This is a genomic window from Streptomyces sp. NPDC002676 (genome assembly GCF_053592455.1).
The window spans coordinates 78,535-98,407 of the sequence record NZ_JBSFVT010000012.1 but is presented as its reverse complement, the minus strand read 5'-3'; the positions used below and the strand labels follow the sequence as shown (position 1 = coordinate 98,407).

The following is a 19,873-nucleotide window of genomic DNA, read 5'->3' as shown; positions in this document are numbered from 1 at the left end:
CACGGGAAGTGCGGAAAGAGGCGTAGGCACAGGTCCGGGCCTGCCGGGGCCTGGACCTGGGCGTGACGGACGCGTGTCCGGCGAGTTACCGGCCGGTAAGGTGTTGCTCCATCATGCGGGCGTATCGGTGCTGGTGATCCCGGGTCGGAGCCCAGAGTTCGGCGGGCCGGTGCTGTGACGGATCACAACATCGGTCGGCTGGTACGTGCGGACGGCCCGCGCCCTCGCCCTCTCTGTACTGCACATCACATGGCGGGAAGTCAACGGCGCCCTAGCATGGGCCTCGTGCCGAGTTCCCTGGTCGGCGCGGCGCGCCTCAGCACCGGAAGGCGTTGTTTGTGACGGCTCATAACACACACGACCGGAAGACCGGGCGAGCCATGGCGGAGCGGATGCTGGCCGAACTGCCCCGCCTGAAAGCGGAGATCACCGCGCGGCTGATGGCCGAACAACCGGTCTACCGCCGGATGCCGGCCGAGCAACTGCAGCATGACGTCAACCGGGTCACCGAGCAGAGCATTCGAGGCATCGCGCAGTCACTGCGGACCGGTCAGCCCCTGGAGCCGGAGTGGCGGGCCTTCCAGCGCGCCTCGGCCGCCCGGCGAGCCGAGGAGGGCGTGCCGATCGAGGCGGTGGTCGATGCCTACTATCTCGGCGCGCAGGTGTGCGTCGACTTCCTGTGCACCGGGCTGCCCGCGGGCCAGGTGGACATCGCCTACCGCGCTCTGCTGACCGGCCTGCGTGTCACCGTCGCCGAAGTCACCGCCGGCTACCTCGAGGAGCGGCAGGCCCAGGTCGGTGAGACCGGCGCCGCCCACCACACGATGCTCTCCGCGCTGCTGACCGGCAGCGACATCCACACCGTCGCCCGCCACACGGGCACGAGCCTTCCCCCCGCCTACCTGGTACTCGCCCTGGCCATAGGCACCCACCGCGACGAGCTGCGCGACGACGTCGACACCTCCGTCGCCGCCCGCCGCAAGATACGCAGGATCCGCGCCGAACTCGACCGGCGCATCGGCCGGCCCGTCCTCGCCCAGATGACCGCCCGCGAAGGCATCGCCCTGCTGCCCCGTACCGACGCCGCGGACCCGGACCACCGCTCGTGGCTGGCAGCCGCGATGGAGGATCTCAGCCGGGCCGCGGGAGTCCCGCTGACCGCGGGCGCCGCGCTCTGTGCACCCGATCAGGTCCCGGACGCCGCCCGCCTGGCGACGGAGGTCCGGGACACCGCCGTCGTCTTCCAGCGGCCACCCGGCGCCTACCACCTCGACGAGCTGCTCATCGAGCACCAGCTCACCCGCCCCGGCGCTGCCCGCGACCACCTCGCCGAACTGCTGGCCCCCATCGCCGACAAGCCGCACCTCCTGCCGACGCTGCGGCTCTACCTCCAGAGCAACCTCAACCGCCGGCACGTCGCGGCCCGGCACCACATCCACCCCAACACCGTGGACTACCGCATCCGCCGCATCGCCACCCTCACCGGCATGGACCCCGCCGACCACAACGATCGCATCAAGCTCACCGCAGCCCTCGCGGCCCTCGACACCCGGCAGAGGGAGAACTCCTCATGACCGGCCCGGCCCCCTATGCTGCGGAAATGATCAAGCCCATCGAACTCGTCATATTCGACTGCGACGGCGTGCTGGTCGACAGCGAACGCATCGCCGCACGCGTACAGGTCGCCCTCGGCGCCGAGCTGGGATGGCCGCTGACGCAGGCGGAGGTCGTCGAGCGCTTCATCGGACGCTCTCACGCCGCCATCCGCGAACAGGTCGCCGAGCGGCTCGGCGAGGAGACGGCCGCGATCTGGTCGCAGAGGTTCGAGCAGTTGCACCGCGAGGCCGTGGACACCGGGCTCGCCCCGGTCGAGGGCCTGCCGGAGGCACTCGACGCGCTCACCCTGCCGACCTGTGTCGCCTCCAGCGGTTCCCACGACAAGATGCGGCACACCCTGGGCCGTACCGGACTCTACGAACGCTTCGCGGGCCGCATCTACAGCGCCACGGAGGTCTCCCGCGGCAAGCCCGCCCCCGACCTGTTCCTGCACGCGGCCCGGCGGATGGGCGTCGATCCCGCAGCCTGCGCGGTCGTCGAGGACAGCCGCCCCGGCGTCGAGGCCGCCCGCGCCGCCGGCATGCGCGCCTTCGGCTACGCCGGCGGACTCACCCCGGCCGAACGCCTCGAAGGCCGCGACACCGTCGTCTTCTACGACATGCGGAAGCTTCCGGCCCTCATCGCCGGGCAGTGACTCGACACGACGTGACCCCCTGCTCCCCCACGACCGTGCGGGTTGGTCGGCGATCAGAAGGGTGATGCCGGCAGGGCGGAAGCCCAGGCGGGCGTAGATACGAGCGACGTTGTCCTGCGCGTAGGCGAGGAAGACGGTGCGCACCCCGTGGTCGCGGGCATGGGTGGCCAGGGCCGGGTCGTCGGCCGTCAGCACGCGAATCGTCACGCCGTCCGGCAGCACCTGCGCAGGCATCGGGGAGTACGGGTCGAGGGCCATGAGCGGGCGCTCTTCCACCGGGAGGCCCGCCGCCTCGATCCGCGCACGCAGCATCGGCGCCGCCTCGGCGAGCCACTCGAAGACTTCCGGCACGCCGAGTTCACGGGACCGATCATGTGATGTGTGAACCCCGAACCCGCCCTCGCCGCTTCGGATCTGCACGTGGTGATGTGCTGTGCGTTGTGCACCTTTACCTGTACGCCGTGCTGAGCTGCGCTGTTCTGAGGGGAGTCGAACCCCCGCGTTGCTCTTCACGCGCCAGGAGTGGGCCGGAAAACCGCCGGCCCTCGGTGTGTGCACGCCTCCGAAGCAGCTACCTGCTCCACATCGTCATGCTCTGCCGGAACCCCTCAGTCCAGCAGATCGACCTCCCAGTTCGCGCGCTGGATGCGCATGTCGATCTCCCGGATCTCCCGGGCGAGCACGTCCGCCTGCCGACGCAGGTCGGCGACCGGAAGCGCGGGGAGCATCATCAGCTCCGACCGGAGCTGGCGACCGTAGCCGCGCTCGCCGGTGCCCGCCGCCGCATCGGCCGCGGCAGTGAGCACCGAGTGGCGCAGCCGCAGTGTGTCCCGGCGTGCGAGGGCATCGGTGAGGGTGCCGTCCTGGCCCATGTCCGTCAGGGCGTTGGTCTTGTTGATCCGCCGGATCAACGTCTCCAGGGTGCCCAGTACGTCGTCGGCCTCGGCCAGCAGCTGGGCCGCGTCCTCGGCCGGCGTCTCGCCCTCCTGATAGCGCGCGCTGCTGACGATGCGTGCTCGTAGCTGCTCCACGCGGCGTGACGCTTCGGCCCGTTCGGCCAGCGCCTCGGCAAGCTTCACGGTGTCCCTGTCCCGTCCGTTGCGAACCTCGCACGAGTATACGAACGGGAGCGGACGCGGCTGCGGGCGGGTGAGTGGTCGGCTGGGGGTCGAGGTCAGCCGATCTTCATGGTCGCCATCATGCCCATCGCCGAGTGGTCGAGCATGTGGCAGTGGTACACGTACTTGCCCGCGTAGGTATCGAAGGTCGCCTGGAGTTTGACCGTCTCACCGGGCTGGAGCACCACCGTGTCCTTCAGGCCCGAGTTGTGCGGGGCCCTCACATTGGCGTTGGTGACGGTCCAGACCTCACTCGCGCCGTAGCGGATCGTCGCGTCGATGCGGGCGGGGTCGTACATCTTGTCGTCGATGTATGCCTGGGGGTTGGGTCGGCCGTCCTCGTCCATGCGCAGCACGATGGTGCGGCTGTTGGTGGGGGTGGGCAGCGGCGGCAGGGCACGCAGAACGGGTGGGACGGAGCTGGGGTCGTCGGCGGTGCGGGTCACGTCGAAGCGCATCACCTGGCCGACCTGCTCGACGGGGCCGCGGCCCGCGGTGTTCTGCAGGACGATCTGCGTGCCGACGGGGTAACGCGAGAAGTCGATGACGACGTCGGCGCGTTCACCCGAGGACAGGTAGACGGACTTGGTGGTGTTCGGGCTGGGCAGCAGTCCGCCGTCGGAGCCGATCTGGATCAGGTCGCTGCCGTCGGACAGGCGCAGCTCGAAGAAACGCGCGTTGGAGGTATTGGCAATGCGCAGCCGGTACTTGCGGGCGGCGACCTCGAAGTACGGGTAGGGGGCGCCGTTGACCAGGAGGGTGTTGCGGTTGCGGTCGCTCATGGCGTACAGGAGCTGGCCGCTGGCATCGAAGTCGGCGTCGCGCAGCTGGATCACCACGTCGTACTCGCCCTTGGGCAGCGGCAGGGCGTCCTCGACGATGTCGCTGATCAGGTAGCTGCCCTGCAGGCCCCGGTAGACGTTCTCCGATTCCTGGTGGTGGGCGTGGTCGTGGTACCAGAGCGAGGCGTGGCACTGCCTGTTGAGGTAGGTGTAGACGCGTTCGTCGCCGGGGTTGATGGTGTCCATCGGCCCGCCGTCGCTGTGCTGCTGCACGGAAGCGCCGTGCAAGTCGTCGAGGGATCCATCGTCGAGGGCGTCCCGCGGCTATGGCGCTCGCGACGTTGGTCTTCACGCCTCGTCATAGAACCTTCGAGGTTCAGCCGGAGGTCGGCTTCAGGGCTGGAGTCTCGTGGTCTCCCAGCCGGTTGCCGTGCGGTCGTAGCGCAGTCTCTCGTGCAAACGGTCGGTGCCGTCTGACCAGAACTCCACACTGGCAGGGGTGAGTTGGTAGGCCGCGAAGGTCGCGGGGCGGGGCAGGGGGCGCTGCGGGTCGCCCAGTTTGCGGGCCTGGGAACGTAGTTCGGCGACGTGGTCGAGGTCGGTCAGGGGGCGGCTCTGGCGGGAGACGGTGGTCATGGCGTGGGTGAAGACGGGCCGGGCGTACCACAGCCGCTCCGCCTCGGCGTCCGGCAGCTGGGCGACGGGGCCCGCCAGCGTGATCTGCTGGCTGGTTTCCCGCCAGTAAAGGACACCGGACGCCCACGGGTTGTCGGCCAGCTCCCGGCCCTTTCGGCTGTCGGAGTGGGTGAGGAAGACGATCGACGTGTCGGTGACCGAGCTGAGCGTCACGATGCGCGAGGACGTACGGCCACGGGTGTCGGCGGTGGCCAGGGCCAGCGCTCGCGGCTCGCGCACCTCGTGGGCGATGCTGCTCTCCAGCCATGCCGCCAGCAACCCCATCGGCTCGGCAGGCGGGGCGAGGAATTCGGGGAAGTCCGCCTCGATGGTGCCGGTGAGTGCCTTGGAGCGGGGGTCGGACATGGAGGATCCCTTCGATGGTGACGACGCCGTGGCCTGCCGCCGAATTTCTCCCGGATCACAGGATGCCGAGTAAATCTCGTACCGAAAACAAGCATCCACAACGGAAATAGATGAATGGTCGACGATCGCTTGAGGCACATTCGATTCGGAGGTCCGTCGCAGGATAGAAGACCGGGCGACTTGTTCCGGGGAGGCACACGGCCAGCCGCACTCCATCTCGTCGCCGCCTGGCGCGAAATCGGCGTCGACGGCATCACCGATGAGGCCTGGGACAACGCCGCCAAGCACTTCGGAGAGGAACAGTTCTCCGCCCTCGTTCTGGTCGCCGACAGGTCGTCACGGCGTGAGCGTGCCGCTGTCCGCGTGGGCCTCCGTGACGGCCAGGGCGAGGGCGTCCAGGAGGTCGCGCAGCTCGGCCAGGGTCCGCTCGTCCGTCAGCCGGCCGTTCGTGATCTTGCTGCTGGCCTGTGCGATGCGCAGGTCGCCGGGGAGGACGTGGGCACCCATCACGGTGAGGGTCTGGGTCAGCCAGGCGCGGGCGTGGTCGCCGCCGGTGAGCGCGGGGGACGCGCTGACCAGGGCCACCGGCTTGGCGGCGATCTCGCCGCCGCCGACCAGCCACTCCAGCGCGTTCTTCAGCACCCCTGAGGTGCCATGGGCGTACTCCGGAGTCACGATGAGCAGGCCGTCCACCGCGCCGACCGCAGCCCTGAAGTCCGCCACGCTCTGGGGCAGGGCGGTCATCTCCACATCGGCGTTGAAGAACGGAAAGCGTCCCAGATCGGGCTCGACGACGATTTCCCGCGGAGGGAAGGTCGACTCCACGGCCGTGCGCAGCACCGCCGCGTTGAGCGACTGCGACCGCAGACTTCCGCACATTCCAAGGATCTTCATGTCGATCAGCCTACGTACTCGAAGGTCACGGGCAGGGAAGAGAGCGCGCTCGAAAGAGGGTCGAGGGGCGGTACGCCGACTCGCCGTCCAGAGCCAGGCCGGGGGGAAGCGGCCCGAATATTTCGGAAGTCAGCCACTACTCATTCACCGCAGCAGGCGAACACCGCTTCTCTTCCAGAAGCTGGGCGTCTCCTCACGCAGCGAACTGGCGGGGACCCGGCTCCATTCGGTCCGTTCCGAGTACGACTTCGAGTGTGACGCCAAGTACGACACCGCCATCAACACGGCGGAGGCCGGAACAGGCGCGTACGTCGCCGCGGGTCCGCCGACGCTCCCGCCCGCCCGGGTGAAGGCGATGCTCCTGGTGGCGATGGCCGCGACGTTCATGGCGGCGATGGACTCCTACATCGCCAACGTCGCCATGCCGTCCATCCGGCGCCGACCTGCATGCCTCCGTCTCGGGTCACCGGCGGCCGACTCGGCGACATCGTGGGCTACAAGCGGATGTTCCTCGCCGGCGTCGGGCTCTTCACCGTGGCCTCCCTGTGCTGCGGCATCGCGCCCGGCCCCGAGGCCCTGATCGCCTTCCGCTGCGTCCAGGGCTTCGCCGGGGCACTGTTCTACCGGTGGCGTCCTGGTACACCTGGATCTCTTCGGCTGGGGCTGGCGTCCCATCTTCCTGGTGAACATTCCCCTGGGTCTGGCTGCGATCGTCGGCGCCGCGCTGACCACGCCCGGTGTCCGCGGTGCGCACCGGCCCCGCCTGGACCTGCGGGGCGTCGGGCTGCTCACGCCGGCTCTGCTGCTGTCATGGCACTGCCCAAGATCATGCCGCGGCTGGGGCTGCACATCCTGACCGCCGGATACGGCCTCAACGCGCTCGGCAGCGGGCGTACTGGAGACCGCGGGTCAGCTGGGCATGTCGGTAGGCAGGTCGGACTGGTCTATTTCACGACGCTCGGGGACTGCGAATCGCGGCACGCCTACGCGCACGCGTTCACGGTGACCCTGGTGCTCAACCTGGCACTTTCCCTGCTCGCCCTGGCCTTCGTATCGCCACTGCGCAAAGCGGCAGCCAAGGCCACCGCCTGAATCCACGGAGGCGGCAGGAATGGTTCCGTGAGATCCGTCACATCAAGCACGCCCCTGAGCGCACCGGATAGGGGATATCACTCTCCGAATAAACGGGATATGTCCGGTTTGCTTCAAGGGTGGGGGCGTCCAAGATCCGAAAGCATTCCACGCGCTCGGATTTTCCGCCCACGCCTCTGAGGCCCAAGGACTTCTGACGGAACCACAGAATTCGAGAAAGGACGCAAGAGCCGGAACGAACACACCCCATTCCCCCGCATGGCCCTGTCAAAAATTCGCGGCAAGGCAGTCCGAACCGTCGTTGCGCTCTTTGTGAGTCCTTTCTAAGAATGGCGACCCACAGGACATCTCCGCAGTACAGCAGCCGAGTCTGCGCAGGGCCCGCCGCACGAGGGGCGCTCGCGATCACCAGTGAGGTCACGCATGGGGAAGCATCGCCAGAAGCAACATCACCGGCGGATAGTCATCGCCGCCATAGCCGTGGGCGTCGTCGGCGTGCCGACCGCCGCCATGGCTTGCGGCGCCTGGCCGGACAACGGCGGAGGCCGTCACTACGGCGCTGCCGGGCACGCGGCCGATGCTCCGTGGAACCGTCCCGACTGGTACCGCAACTGGCGCCACGACGAGGCCAAGGAGCCCACTCCGCTCGCCTCGACGACTCCGACCGCTTCGGCGCACCGGAAGACCGCCGCGCCGACGCACAAGCCGAAGCACAAGACGCACCACCATCACGGCGCGCCGCAGACCTCCGCCGCCCCGCACACGCAGACCGCTGCGCCGAAGCCCGCGACGTCCGCAGCTCCCAGCACGCCGAAGCCCACCGCCACGGCGTCCGGTGTCGTCGCGCGCATCGTGCAACTGGTCAACGCCGAGCGCAGCAAGGTCGGTTGTGCGCCCCTGACCCTGAACGCGACCCTCACCAAGGTCGCGCAGGCGCACAGCGCGGACATGGCTGCCCACCAGAACATGTCGCACACCGGTTCCGACGGCTCCACCCCCGGCGACCGGATCACGCGCGCCGGCTACAACTGGAGCACGTACGGCGAGAACGTCGCCTACGGTTACGCCACTCCTGAGCAGGTCATGGCGGGCTGGATGTCCAGCCCCGGCCACAAGGCCAACATCCTCAACTGCTCGTTCAAGGAGATCGGCGTCGGTTTCGCACAGCCCAACTCCTACTGGACCCAGGACTTCGGGACGGCCCGGTAGGACCGCGGGGCGCGAGCCCGGGTCACTTCTTTTCGATGGTGACGGACTGGATGCTGATGTCCGTGAGGGGGCGGTCGTTTCGGCCCGTCGGGCTCTTCGCGATGGCGTCGACGACCTCCTGCCCCTGAACCACCTCACCGAAGATCGTGTGGCGGTTGTTGAGATGTGGCGTCGGGCCCACCGTGATGAAGAACTGAGAGCCGTTGGTGCCCGGCCCGGCGTTGGCCATCGCCAGGAGGTAGGGCCGGTCGAATTTCAGGTCGGGGTGGAACTCGTCCTTGAACTCGTAGCCCGGGCCACCACGGCCGTCTCCCTGGGGGTCGCCGCCCTGGATCATGAAGCCGTCGATGACTCGGTGGAAGATCGTTCCGTTGTAGAGCGGCCCCTCGCCCGGTGCGCCGGTCTCCGGGTTGCGCCACTGCCGGCTTCCGTCGGCCAGCCCGACGAAGTTGGCGACAGTTTCCGGCGCGTGCTCCGGAAACAGCCGTACGACGATCTGGCCGAGCGTCGTGTTCAGGGTGGCCTTCAGTTCCTCAGCCATGGTCTCCGTCCCGTTCTCCGCGCCTCCCAGCGAGGCGGCCCACCACATCGAAGCACTCCCCCGACTGGCACGTCACACAACACGCCATGCGGGCGTGAGACGGCAGCCGGGCGGGGTCACTGGTCCAGGGCGGGCAGGCCGGCGAGACCGGTGTCCAGCATGATGCGGTCGACGGACTCGGCCAGAGTGCACTCGGCGCCGATGACGGTCTCGCCCCCGCCGGGGAGCAGATCGAGCGGCCGGTACCAGTCACGCAGCTCCGGCTCGCCGACTTTGTCTGCGATCGGCTTGGTGGCATGCCGGGCGAGCGTCTCCGCGAACGGGACGTCGAGGTAGTAGCCGTGGGTCGGCCCACGGTGGTCGGCACGCAGCCGGGCGAGCATCGCGCCGTAGTGGTCGGCGTACAGGATGCCCTCGAGGACGACGTGATAGCCGGCGTCCAGGGCGTAGCGGGCGACGGTGTCGATCAGGCCGATGTTCGCCGCGCCGGGCCGGTCCCGCTCGCGCAGCACGGTCCTGCGGAGGTTGTCCTGGCCGACGATGGCCAGGCCGCGGCCGAAGCGGTCCCGGATGCCGTACGCGACGCTCGACTTGCCCGACGCCGAGTTGCCGCGCAGGACGATCAACCTGGTCTCTTCCGTGCCCACCAACACGGCACCCAGCCTACCGACACACACGGACACCGGCCGGACGACAGCGACCGGCAGCAGCGTCAGGGCCGCAGGTGCCGGAGGGTGAACTCGGGGAGGGCGTAGGGACCGGCCTGGGGCGCTGCAGGGTCGGCCGGGAGGTCGGCTCCGGTGATGTCCGCGGCGTGGAGTTCGGCGTTGTCGAGGGGGGCGTAGTCCAGGACCGCCGGGTCGGGAAGTTCCCAGAAGCGGCGGCTGTTGGCCGAGACGGCGTACGCCGTGCCGAACCGGACCGAGGGCGGAGCGGTCAGCGCGGCCCGAATGTAGCCGACGGCGTCGCGGGGGCTGAGCCATGTCGCCAGGTGCCGGGGCTCGGTGGGCCGGGGTTCGAAACTGCCGATGCGCAGGCAGATGACGGACAGGCCGAACTTGTCGGCGTACAGCTGCCCGAGGGCCTCGATGGCTGCCTTGCTGACCCCGTACAGGCCGTCGGGACGTACGGGCTCGTGCGGAGCGGTGCGGTGCCCGACGGGGTAGAAGCCCGTCGCGCGGTTGCTGCTCGCCAGCACCACGCGCTCGATGCCGGTGCGCCGCGCCGCTTCCAGGACGTGGTGGGTGCCGAGCACATTGGCGTCGAGGAGATCCGGGAGCGGCGCTTCGTCGGGCACGCCTCCCAGATGGATGATCTGGTCGGCTCCCGCGAGCGCCGACTCCACGGCGGCCTCGTCGCGCAGGTCGACGGTGTGTACGTCCTCGTTGTCGGCCTCCGGCCGCAGCGGCACGCGGTCGAGCAGGATCAAGCGCCCCGCTTCACGCCGAAGTTCCCTGCGCACCACGGACCCGATGTTCCCCGCCGCGCCCGTCAGCGCCACCGCTCCCAGACCCATCCTGCCTCCCCCAGCCGACGACACCCTCGCATCCTCGCTGTTGAAGATCCACCGGGCAACTCATAAAGAAGCGCCCAGTGTTGGGGGTAGCGGAGTGCTGCCTATGACGGCGCGCCGACAGTCGTACCGTCGGTGAGGTGCAGGACCGCCTCGGCTCCATGGAGTGTCTTCGCGTCGAGGGGGTAGTAGCCCTGCTCCGGGGTGGTGTCGGTCCGCGTGCGGGCCGGAGCTGCCGTGGTGCCCTTGGTGAGGCCCCAGGTGGGGATACGGCTCTGAAGGAGTCCCTCGTACGTGTCCGGCTCGGGGTCTTCGAGCCCGACGGCTGCGCTGCGGCCCAGGCTGCCGACGACGAAGGCGTACTGCTCGCCCAGCAGAGCCCCGACGATGGCGCCGGCACAGAGCCACGTGAGGTCCTTGCCGTCGAGGTGCAAGGTGCTCGGTTCTCGCTGCAGATGAAGGTTGTGCGCGAAGACCAGGGTCGCGCCCCGTGGCGCCTCGACGCCTCGGATGTCGAGGAGGTTCTGGGCCATGAGGGCGTCCCTGGTGGCGATGAGGCGCGTCAACCGTGCGCTCTGGTCGAGGCGTTGTGCCGCCTCCTTGTGGTAGCGCAGCAGGCCAAGGCCTGCGGTGAGGTGTGTCCTGGCCCTGAGCCATGCGGCGCGTGAGGTTGCGGCGATCAGTTCCGGTGCGCGTGCGTCGAGCGAGTTGAGCAGGTCGTCGCCGATCGCTCGCAGCCTCTCAGCCTCAGCCGTGGCACCGATCGACATGGCCGGGTCCATGACCGCCTCCGTGCGACTCCAGCGTTCGTCGTCGCCCAGCAGGCTCGCGAGATCGAGGTCGAGGTCGAGGTCATGTTCGAGGCGCAGGTAGTCGAGGGTGTGTTCCAGATAGCGCCGCGGGCTGGGTGCGCTCGCGTTCTCCGTCGGAGTGTCGAAGCCGTGGAACGTCAGTCGTTCTTCCGGCGGTCGGTTCTCGTTGTATTCGCGCATCCAGGCGATGAGTTGTCTGTTGGCGTCCAGCTTTCCGAAGTCATGGGAGAAGCCTTCGCTCATCACCGTGTCGAAGCTGCCGGCTCCCTCCTGGACGAAGTCGTTCACGCTGAGCGCGGCCACGCGGTCGGTCTCGAGAGCGATCGACCGAAAGCCACGGTCGACCAGTTGAGCGAACAGTTGGTTCCGGATCCGCCCGAAGGCCGGTTCACGGTGTGTCGGCTCACCAAGCGCCAGCAGGTGGCATGCCGCGGGTACAAAGTCTCGAATGTGCTGACTCATGAGCCTCAATCGTATCCTTGAAAAGACGGTTGAGACTTTGCAGAGACGTCACCACGGATTCGGCAGTCAGGCATGCAGTAAAGTCTCAAACTGGTGATCACCTTTGCGACCAACCGACCTCGCACGCGAACACGGCATCTCGACCCAGGCGGTCCGTAACTACGAGCGGGACGGGTTCATCCCACCCGCCGAGCGCACACCAAGCGGCTACCGGGTCTACACCGAGGTGCACGCGGCAGCGCTCCGCGCCTACCTCTCCCTCGTCCCGGCCTACGGACACGCGGCCGGCGGCCAGATCATGAACGCGCTCCACGATGACCGCCTCCACGATGACCGCCTCGACGACGCCCTGACGATCATCGACCGCGGCCACAGCCAGTTGCTGCGCGACCGGGAGACCCTGGACGCGGTGAGGAAAACGGTGGATCACCTGACGGCGGAGCCGACGGAATCGGCGGAGTCGGTGGCGTCCGACGCCGCTCCGGACCGGTCAGCCGACCCCGGTGCCCGAACCGTCGGCGAACTCGCGCACCGGCTCGGCGTCACCCCGGCAACCCTGCGCAACTGGGAGGGGGCGGGCATCCTCACCCCCGTACGAGACCCCGTCACCGGCTACCGCGTCTTCGGCGCGCGCGACGTCCGCGACGCCGAACTCGCCCACCTCTTGCGACGCGGAGGCTATCCGTTGGACCACATCGCGGGCGTGGTCGAGCAGATCCGAACGGCCGGCGGTACGGACGCACTGGCCGCCGCGCTGGACGACTGGCAGCGCAAGCTCACCGCACAGGGTCTGGCCATGCTCAACGCGGCCACGCAGCTCAGCCGTTACCTGAGCCTGCTCGGCCTCGCGGCGCCGCGGCAAAGCGTGTACAACCCTGGGCCGCAGACGTGAGTCCTACTGCTGATCGATGATCGATGTGCGAGCTGGGGAGGCGGACCACCTCCCGGTGTCGGACCGCGCCATCGGACGTTTCCCTTACGAAGGAACCACTACATGCGTATGCGTTTCACGGTGGCCGCCCTGTGCGCCGCCGTGGCCACCGGCACGGCCTTCGCGCAGCCCGGCGCCGCCGCCACCGGGACTGTGCTGCCGGGCGACTACAACAATGACGGATACCCCGACGCGGTGATCGGCGCCGGCCTGGCGAACGTCGACGGCGTGACGTGGGCGGGGTACATGACCACGCTGAACGGGTCGGCCCACGGTCTGACCACCAGCGGCGGCAAGCTGCTCAGCCGGGCCAACCTTCCCGGTGACCCGCTGGCGGCCGAGAGCTTCGGCACCGATCTGGGCGGCTCCGCGGATCTGAACGGCGACGGGTACGCGGACCAGGTCGTCGTCGCGCAGGGGTATCCGCACCTGACGATCGTGTGGGGCGGCAGGGGCGGGCTGTCCGGCGGCAGCCGGGTGAGCGGCACCTACCCGTTGACCCCGAGCATTGCGCAGGCCGACGTGGGTGACGTCGACGGCGACGGCCACGCCGACATCGTCGCCCCGGCCGCCATCGCCGCCGACACCGCCGCGGGCCAGGGTCTCGCCGTGCTGCGCGGCCCGTTCAACCGCACCAACGGCCACGCGGCCTCCGCAGCCTTCTACCCCTCCCGGAACAAGGACGCCGTCCAGCCCGGCGCCGTCACCATGGGAGACATCAACCACGACGGCATCGCCGACGTCGTGATGCGCGGATACACGGTCGCCGGGGACGGCAGGCCGACCAAGCAGACGGTCGCCCTCTACCTGGGCGGCAAGGACGGCCTGGTCTACGCCGGTAAGCCCCTGGACGGCGTCTACCCGGACGACATCGCCGTCGGCGACATCAACCACGACGGGTACGGCGACATCGTCGCCGGCACGTCCGGCACCGACAACGTGCCCGGCGGCCTCGGCGGCACCGTCACCGTCGTCTACGGCGGCCCGCAGGGGATGAGCACCACGCTCGCCCCCCAGAAGATCACCCAGGACACGCCCGGCGTGCCGGGCACGGGCGAGGCGCACGACTCGTTCGGCCGCTCCGTCTCGGTCGGCGACACCGACGGGGACGGGTACGCCGACATCGCGATCGGCACCCCGAGGGAGGCGATCGGCACCGGCACCGCCGCCATCCAGCAGGCGGGTACCGTGACGATCGTGCGCGGCAGCGCCGACGGGGTCACCGCCACGGGCGCGCGCCTCATCACGCAGGAGACGGCGGGCGTGCCCGGCACCTCGCGTTCCTACGACCACTTCGGCGCAGCGGTCTCCCTCGTCGACGGCAACCGCGACGGCAGGGCGGACCTGGTCGTCGGCGCCTATCACAAGAACAACCAGTCCGGCCGCGCCTGGGTCGTGCCCGCGGCACCCGGCGGCATCACGGGCACCGGCTCCACCAGCTTCGACGGCACCGCCTTCGGGGCCCCCGCGGGCCGCGACTGGTACGGCGCCGCCATCTCCGACTGACGTAGCGTCACCGCACGGCGGCCGGGCGGCCGGGACCGGTTCTCCGGTCCCGGCCGTCGCCGTGTTCGCAGGGGAAGTTTTCGCAGGGGAAGCTACGGCAGTTTCACGAACGGGGACAGGAAGGCTCGGGCTCCGGGTGTGTCCAGGCGGTACGTGACGTTCGTGGCGTAGCAGGGTGTGTCGCCGGTGATGGTGGTGGACGTGAGGATGTTCTTGCCGTCGATGACCGCGAAGTTGGGGCCGCCGGAGTCGCCGTAACAGGCGCCGCCGTTGCCCTGCGGTGAGGTCATGCCGAGCCGGACCCAGGCGTTGTCGAGGGCATTGAACGTGACGGGCGCCTTCATGCGGACGCCACCGCCCGGATGCGTGTGGCCACCGGGCCCGTTGACGGCTTCCTGGGTGCCGTAGCCGGCGACGAACCAGTCGGTGGAGTTCAGCCGCTGCGGAGCGAGGTCGCCGAGCTGGTTGGCGGTCGGGAGCGTGGCCGGGGTGAAGGACCAGCGGGATGCGACCTTCGCGGCGTCGAGTTCGATGACCGCGATGTCGTGCGGGTCGGAGGCGGGGCCCGGGTAGTCGGGGTGGGTGTGGGCGGTGCCCTCGACGGCGACCGCGTTCGCCTGTGCGGCCGGATCGCCCGGGTACTTCTTCGCGGCGGCGTCGAGTCCGGCCTGGACGTCCTGGTCCAGCGACACGGAGAACCGGACACCGGCCGGCCAGTCGCTCGTACAGTGCGCCGCGGTCAGGAACGTGTTCGCGTCGATCATCGTTCCCGAGCACACCCAGTCGACCCGGTCCGGGGTGGCCGGGTCGTTGTCGTCGTCCCAGGTGGCCACGAGCGCCCCGACCTCGGTGCGTTCGGGTGCGGGCGTGGCGTTGTACGAGTTGATCGCGGAGGAGGGCAGCGCGGCGGCGAGCACAGTGGCGCAGGCAGCGGCGGTGACGGCGGTGACGCGTGCAACAGTCAAGGAGATCCCCTTGGTTGGGCGTGTGGGACGCGCGTTTCTCCTGTGGGAGGTAGGCAGCATTGAAATGCCTGGCGCCATCGCCGACAAGATGACGGAGGAGCACACCTTGACGATCAGGTGGCAGGCGAAACAGGGGACGGTCAGCCCTGGTGGGGCGGCGGTTTCCGTGGTGTGCTGGTAGTGGCGGGAAGGACCCGAGACAGACGCGGAGAAGTGGCCGGCAGCCACGCACCGCGCAATCCGGATCCGCGAGAAGCGGGTGGCCCTTCCCGCCCTGCCTGTCGTACGCCTGGTGGGTGGTGCCCAGGTGCGGCGTTCAGCCCCTGCCCCCGCTCAGGTTCCCCCACCGGGGGCCGATCTGCTTCCACTCCTCGTCCCACTCGGCCATCCGCCGCCGGATGAGGCGGGTGCGGACGCCCCAGCCCACGACCCAGATCGCCGCACCGGTCGACGGGGCGACGAGGAGGCCGGTGAGCGCCGCCTGCAGGGTGGCCGACGTGCCGGTCACGGGGGCGGACACGACCTGGCCGGTGCGGTCCGTCCACACCGTGACCCGGCTGCCCGGACGGGCTCCCGGGAAGACCTTGGCGCGTTCTGTGTGCACCGTGCCGTGCGCGTCCGTCCAGCGCACGGTGGCCCACACCCGCGCGTCCTCGTATCCGGTCCCGGCGGGCGGGGTCCTCGCCACGTCTCCGGTGAGCACGGCGGACACGGCGTGCACCTGGGCCTGCCGGGCCGCGAGGGCCGCGTCCGCGCTGTGGGCCGCCGCGAAGCCGGCGAAGGCCCCGCCGACCAGGGCGAGGACCCAGGTGGCGAGGACGATCCAGGCCTCGACCAGGTCGCTGCGCCGCCTGAGCGGATTGGCCCGCCACCGCCACAGTCGCACCCTGGCGACCGTCAGGGGAGGTGTACGTGTCATCGTCGCCGCCTCCTCCCAGTCGGCGGGGCTTGCGCGGCCCCACCGCTGAGCTTCACCACACCATCGTGCACCCCCAACCGGGTGGTCGGCGCGGGCTGGGCCGCGGTCCAGACGCTGCGGTGCGGTGTTCCCCGAGCCAGGCTCAGCGCAGCGTAGGGAACCGACTGCGCCGCGCACACGGCCGAGCGCGTCGGGCCGATCGGCGCCGACGCACTCACGAGGCAGCGTTGCCGCAGGTCAGCCGACCGACAGCGTGAACGGTCCCGCCAGCACCGAGTAGCCGTCGTTGGCGAGGTAGTAGACGTCGTACGTCCCCGGGCCGCTCAGTTTGCCGGTGGAGAAGGTCAGGGCGCCGCTGGCGTTGGGGGCGTAGGCCCAGGTCAGCGAGGAGCGCTGGCCGGGGGTGACGCCTGCCGGGTAGATGCCGATCCAGTTCTTCGCGCTCACCTGCGAGGCGGAGGGCACCGCATAGCGGAAGGTGACGTTCCCCCCGTTCGCGACCGCGTTCAGGGTGCCGGTGAGGGTCGGCGCGGTGGCCGTGGACGGCGCGAAGGCGGCGTTGAGCGGGGTGGCGTAGGTGTCGTTGCCGGTCAGGCCCGGCAGGCCGAGCGCCGCTTCGATGGTGCGGGCGATGCCGTAGTGGTCGTAGTGGCTGGGGCTGCTGGTCCCGGCCGGGACGGTGCCCTGGGAGCCGAGGACCGTGGTGACCACGTGGTTGTACGCCTCGTTCTGGCTCTCGTCCCAGGTCAGGACGAGCAGCGAGCGCTGCTGGGTCCAGGCCGGGGAGGCCAGCACCGGGGCGAGGGTCTGCTTCAGCCAGCCGTCCTGCGTCTTGAGACTGGTGGCGCTTCCGTTGCCGGAGGCCTCGCCGTCGTAGTAGTCGTCGGCCGCGATCCAGGAGAAGTTCGGCGTGGTCGACGCCGACTGCAGGTCGGTGGTCAGCTGAGTGGTGTCGAAGAGGTGGGCCGCGCAGCGGGCGGCGTCGCCGCTGATGTCCGTGTAGTTGATGAACGGCGCGTCGTCGGGCTCGTAGTAGCTGTCGTAGGTGTTCTTGGTGTTGCAGGGTGTGCCCATGCCCTGCTCGTAGGCCTTCCAGGTCTTCCCGGCCGCTTCGAGGGTGTCTCCCAGGTTCCGCTGGGGGGAGTTGATGTTGGGCCAGTAGGTGGCGCCCTTGGCGTAGGTGTCGCCTCCGGCGATGGCGAGGTAGTTCTCGTCGCTCGGGTGGTACACGCCGTGGTAGTCCGTCAGGGTCGCGCCCTGGGACATGAGGCTGTGCATGTACGGCGTGTCCGCCGGGTCGTTCATGACCTGGGAGTAGTCGGTGTTCTCCATCATGACCATGAACACGTGGTCGTAGCCGGGCACTCGGGACGCGGGCGGGGTGACCGGGGGCGGCGCGGTGACCGGGGTGTTCAGGGTGAGGGAGAGGTTGTCGAGGTAGCCGGTCTCATGGGCGCTCGACAGGAACTGGACCTCGACCTGGATGGACCGGGTCCCGGCAGGAACGGAGCCGGTGGTGGTGCGGGCGAGGAACTCGGTGGACAGGCCACGGTCGGTCGGGGAGACGGTGGGCAGCTTGGCCGTCGCACCGATCGGACGGCCGCTCGCGTCGTGGAAATGGAGGCTGACGGCGACGTAGCCGCCGTAGGTGGTCCAACCGCCCAGCCAGCCCGAGAGGTTGTACGTGATACCGCCGCCGTCGATGGCCGTGGCTGCCGAGGAGACGTCCACGGTCTGGGTCATCGCGCCGTCGCCGAAGTTGCCCGGCGCGAAGAAGGCCTTGCCAGGTGTCCTGCCGTCGCCGGGCAGTCCGAAGGATCCGACGCTGTGGCACATGACGTTCGGACCGCCGGCCTCGGTGGTCCAGCCGGGCACGGTGCTTGCCGCCGCCCAGTCGTCGGTGCAGTAACCGCCGGTCTCCGCGTCGCCGTTGACGTTCAGATTGCCGCTGCTCCCGGCCGCCTGGGCGGGGGCGGGAGCGGCGACTGTCAGTGCGCCGAGGAGGGTGAGGAGCCCGCCGAGGGATCTCCAGCGCAGTCGCATGCGTGTACCTCGTCCCGTTGATGAGGATGCCGTGCAGGGTCATGGCCTCATGGCCTGACTGTGCACATCGAACGGGACATGAGTACGGGATGATGGCGTCAGCTGGAAGAACCGCAACCAAACTTGACCAGACAAGTTTGCGTCGGATGGCTCCCGGTGACGGGGCGGGCCCCGGCTGCCGCCTACCCCAGCGCGGCGAGCAGTACCAGGATCAACGTCATGACGGAGCGGCGGTGCGGTACACCGGGATCCAGCGGGCGAACATCGTGAAGCCGAGGATGGCGCCGGCGACGAAGATGCCGAAGGACGTCCATGCCAGGGCCGCGCGGTCGGCCGCCAGGTAGATGAGCCAGACGACCAGTCCGGCGGCGGCGAGCACGAAGTGGCCGAAGACGACCGGTGCCCGGAAATGGGTCGTCCTCGACTGCTGCTGGCGCAGACCGCCGCGGGAGATCCAGCGGACGAGGAGGATGAATCCGCCGAGGGCAGTGGCCATCCAGGCGATCAAAGCGGCGATGTCCATGGAGGACTCCAGTGATTCGGGAGCGCGGCGTGCACCCCGTCAGGGCGGAGTGGACCCCGTCAGGAGGGTCGGGTGCGGTATCCCTCGGCCTGCACCGACTCCTCGGCCACGCGCACGCCGTAGCGGTAGGCGAGCTTGCCGCCGAGGTAGCCGGAGAGGCCGAGAGTGGCGAGCGAGACGGCGGAGAGCGCCAGCTGCCCGTATCCGACGCACTGCCCTTCGGGGTATCCGCCGTGCTGCCGCCAGGCGAAACCGGCCGCGTAGGCAGCGGTGACGGTGAGGTTCAGGGACATGTGCACCAGGGCCGTACGGAAGGCGGGCGTGCCGGTGGGGATGGCGAACAGGTCGAGGAAGCCGGCGCAGGCCGCCACCAACGCGCCCAGCACGCCGATCGCGATCAGCCACGCCGAGCCGTGCGTCAGGAAGCCCGGCCGGTCCACGATCCGCGAGGCGATGTCGAAGACCAGGCTGCATACCCAGGCTCGTTGCCCGTGAGCTGTTTTCGCCAACAATGGTTGGCGTTATTTGGGGGGAGGGGCAAGCAGCTGGCGAGGCTGAGCAATTATTGCTAAGCGCCTTTGAATTTTTGACGCACCCGCATTCCGTTCACGGGATTTAATCCTCGACTCCCGGGTCGCAGCCGCGTACGGCGGCCTCCGGTCCTCGCGGGTCGCCGTCCCTCTCCCGCCGAGCCAGGTGAGGAACGTGAGCACGAACATCCCCTCGACGACCAGGGACAGAGCGCCGTACGGCGGCTCCCAACTGCGTTCGTAGTAGCCGTCGGGCAGCCCCACGGTGCGCGAGAGCAGAAAGCCGACGATCATGCCGGCGCTGACGAGCGCTCCGGTGAACCAGGCGAGCGCTGGGCGTTTCGCGATCACCAGCGCGGCGGCCACCACGAGCATGGTGGCAGCGCCCAAGGCGAACAGGACACTGATGTAGAACTTCTCCTGAAGGTGAGTGGGGACGAGGAGCGCATGCAGAACCGTATTGCCGACGGCACAACAGGCTCCCAGTCCGCGCAGGGTGATTTCGGCGGCATGGGCGGAGGTCATCATCGCTCCAGCGCGCTTCACACGCGCGGATGAGGCGGCTCGGCGGGGCACCGACAGTTGCGAGCCGAAGCAGGGTGTGGCGTCGACTCACCGCTCACAGGCGATGCCGGACTCCGGAGCCCCCTTGGTCCCATCCTCGCCGCGCAGTTCGACGCAGCAGGAGTCGGGCCGGGGGCGAGCACCGCTGTGGTCTTGTCACTTCCCAGGCCGTGCAGA

The 19,873-nt window shown here is 69.4% G+C and carries 21 protein-coding genes and 1 pseudogene; 7 read left to right on the top strand and 15 right to left on the bottom strand.

The genetic code is table 11. The annotated features are described in order from the left end of the window. Nucleotides 1-380 precede the first annotated feature (380 nt). The 3 genes from ACWD3E_RS28715 (at nucleotide 381) to ACWD3E_RS28705 (ending at nucleotide 2,629) form a co-directional block, all read left to right on the top strand. The gene (locus tag ACWD3E_RS28715; RefSeq protein ID WP_451390467.1) at nucleotides 381-1,574 is read left to right on the top strand and encodes a PucR family transcriptional regulator; all 1,194 of its coding nucleotides are present in this window, start codon (nucleotides 381-383) and stop codon (nucleotides 1,572-1,574) included. A gap of 26 nt (nucleotides 1,575-1,600) precedes the next feature. After that, nucleotides 1,601-2,251, top strand: coding sequence for an HAD family hydrolase (locus tag ACWD3E_RS28710; RefSeq protein WP_451390466.1), 651 nt, complete (start codon nucleotides 1,601-1,603; stop codon nucleotides 2,249-2,251). A 147-nt stretch (nucleotides 2,252-2,398) separates the two neighbouring features. Continuing rightward, nucleotides 2,399-2,629 carry a hypothetical protein gene (locus ACWD3E_RS28705; RefSeq protein ID WP_451390465.1) on the top strand — a complete coding sequence of 77 codons (231 nt, stop codon included), beginning with the start codon at nucleotides 2,399-2,401 and terminating at the stop codon, nucleotides 2,627-2,629. A gap of 230 nt (nucleotides 2,630-2,859) precedes the next feature. Here ACWD3E_RS28705 and ACWD3E_RS28700 read toward each other — a convergent pair whose 3' ends face one another. The 5 genes and pseudogenes from ACWD3E_RS28700 to ACWD3E_RS28680 form a co-directional block, all read right to left on the bottom strand. Next, complete coding sequence (locus ACWD3E_RS28700) at nucleotides 2,860-3,330, bottom strand: DIP1984 family protein (RefSeq protein WP_451390464.1); 471 nt, start codon at nucleotides 3,328-3,330, stop codon at nucleotides 2,860-2,862. 95 nt (nucleotides 3,331-3,425) lie between these two features. Then, nucleotides 3,426-4,439, bottom strand: a pseudogene (locus ACWD3E_RS28695) (multicopper oxidase family protein); the annotation flags it as partial. 105 nt (nucleotides 4,440-4,544) lie between these two features. After that, nucleotides 4,545-5,192: a phenazine biosynthesis FMN-dependent oxidase PhzG gene (gene phzG, locus ACWD3E_RS28690; RefSeq protein ID WP_451390463.1), complete on the bottom strand. Its 648-nt coding sequence runs from the start codon at nucleotides 5,190-5,192 to the stop codon at nucleotides 4,545-4,547. A 336-nt stretch (nucleotides 5,193-5,528) separates the two neighbouring features. After that, entirely contained in the window at nucleotides 5,529-6,086 is a 558-nt protein-coding gene (locus ACWD3E_RS28685) for an NADPH-dependent FMN reductase (protein ID WP_451390462.1), read from the bottom strand. Nucleotides 6,087-6,230: 144 nt separating this feature from the next. After that, the gene (locus ACWD3E_RS28680) at nucleotides 6,231-6,473 is read right to left on the bottom strand and encodes a hypothetical protein (RefSeq protein ID WP_451390461.1); all 243 of its coding nucleotides are present in this window, start codon (nucleotides 6,471-6,473) and stop codon (nucleotides 6,231-6,233) included. 423 nt (nucleotides 6,474-6,896) lie between these two features. Between ACWD3E_RS28680 and ACWD3E_RS28675 the strand changes: the two genes are divergently transcribed. Together ACWD3E_RS28675 and ACWD3E_RS28670 are read left to right on the top strand one after the other, a co-directional pair. Continuing rightward, nucleotides 6,897-7,178: a hypothetical protein gene (locus tag ACWD3E_RS28675; protein ID WP_451390460.1), complete on the top strand. Its 282-nt coding sequence runs from the start codon at nucleotides 6,897-6,899 to the stop codon at nucleotides 7,176-7,178. Between the two features lie 423 nt (nucleotides 7,179-7,601). Continuing rightward, a complete protein-coding gene (locus ACWD3E_RS28670) occupies nucleotides 7,602-8,387 on the top strand; it encodes a CAP domain-containing protein (protein ID WP_451390459.1) in 786 nt (261 codons plus the stop codon). A gap of 22 nt (nucleotides 8,388-8,409) precedes the next feature. Here the strand turns inward: ACWD3E_RS28670 and ACWD3E_RS28665 are convergent, their stop codons facing one another. The 4 genes from ACWD3E_RS28665 to ACWD3E_RS28650 form a co-directional block, all read right to left on the bottom strand. Next, nucleotides 8,410-8,928, bottom strand: coding sequence for a peptidylprolyl isomerase (locus ACWD3E_RS28665; RefSeq protein WP_451390458.1), 519 nt, complete (start codon nucleotides 8,926-8,928; stop codon nucleotides 8,410-8,412). Nucleotides 8,929-9,044: 116 nt separating this feature from the next. After that, entirely contained in the window at nucleotides 9,045-9,590 is a 546-nt protein-coding gene (locus ACWD3E_RS28660; RefSeq protein WP_451390557.1) for a kinase, read from the bottom strand. Nucleotides 9,591-9,640: 50 nt separating this feature from the next. After that, the gene (locus ACWD3E_RS28655) at nucleotides 9,641-10,444 is read right to left on the bottom strand and encodes an NAD-dependent epimerase/dehydratase family protein (RefSeq protein ID WP_451390457.1); all 804 of its coding nucleotides are present in this window, start codon (nucleotides 10,442-10,444) and stop codon (nucleotides 9,641-9,643) included. A gap of 101 nt (nucleotides 10,445-10,545) precedes the next feature. After that, on the bottom strand, nucleotides 10,546-11,715 hold the full coding sequence (locus ACWD3E_RS28650; RefSeq protein ID WP_451390456.1) for an erythromycin esterase family protein: 1,170 nt from the start codon (nucleotides 11,713-11,715) through the stop codon (nucleotides 10,546-10,548). A gap of 103 nt (nucleotides 11,716-11,818) precedes the next feature. Between ACWD3E_RS28650 and ACWD3E_RS28645 the strand changes: the two genes are divergently transcribed. After that, complete coding sequence (locus ACWD3E_RS28645) at nucleotides 11,819-12,607, top strand: TioE family transcriptional regulator (protein ID WP_451390455.1); 789 nt, start codon at nucleotides 11,819-11,821, stop codon at nucleotides 12,605-12,607. Nucleotides 12,608-12,709: 102 nt separating this feature from the next. Continuing rightward, nucleotides 12,710-14,152, top strand: coding sequence for an FG-GAP and VCBS repeat-containing protein (locus ACWD3E_RS28640; protein WP_451390454.1), 1,443 nt, complete (start codon nucleotides 12,710-12,712; stop codon nucleotides 14,150-14,152). A gap of 92 nt (nucleotides 14,153-14,244) precedes the next feature. Here the strand turns inward: ACWD3E_RS28640 and ACWD3E_RS28635 are convergent, their stop codons facing one another. The 6 genes from ACWD3E_RS28635 to ACWD3E_RS28610 form a co-directional block, all read right to left on the bottom strand. Beyond that, on the bottom strand, nucleotides 14,245-15,117 hold the full coding sequence (locus ACWD3E_RS28635; protein ID WP_451390453.1) for a trypsin-like serine protease: 873 nt from the start codon (nucleotides 15,115-15,117) through the stop codon (nucleotides 14,245-14,247). A 316-nt stretch (nucleotides 15,118-15,433) separates the two neighbouring features. Next, a complete protein-coding gene (locus tag ACWD3E_RS28630) occupies nucleotides 15,434-16,036 on the bottom strand; it encodes an Rv1733c family protein (RefSeq protein ID WP_451390452.1) in 603 nt (200 codons plus the stop codon). Between the two features lie 237 nt (nucleotides 16,037-16,273). Further along, a complete protein-coding gene (locus ACWD3E_RS28625; RefSeq protein WP_451390451.1) occupies nucleotides 16,274-18,079 on the bottom strand; it encodes an alkaline phosphatase family protein in 1,806 nt (601 codons plus the stop codon). 217 nt (nucleotides 18,080-18,296) lie between these two features. Next, nucleotides 18,297-18,602 carry a hypothetical protein gene (locus ACWD3E_RS28620; RefSeq protein ID WP_451390450.1) on the bottom strand — a complete coding sequence of 102 codons (306 nt, stop codon included), beginning with the start codon at nucleotides 18,600-18,602 and terminating at the stop codon, nucleotides 18,297-18,299. 59 nt (nucleotides 18,603-18,661) lie between these two features. Beyond that, a complete protein-coding gene (locus ACWD3E_RS28615) occupies nucleotides 18,662-19,111 on the bottom strand; it encodes a DUF2231 domain-containing protein (protein WP_451390449.1) in 450 nt (149 codons plus the stop codon). Between the two features lie 12 nt (nucleotides 19,112-19,123). Next, nucleotides 19,124-19,657: a hypothetical protein gene (locus ACWD3E_RS28610; protein ID WP_451390448.1), complete on the bottom strand. Its 534-nt coding sequence runs from the start codon at nucleotides 19,655-19,657 to the stop codon at nucleotides 19,124-19,126. Between the last annotated feature and the right edge of the window lie 216 nt (nucleotides 19,658-19,873).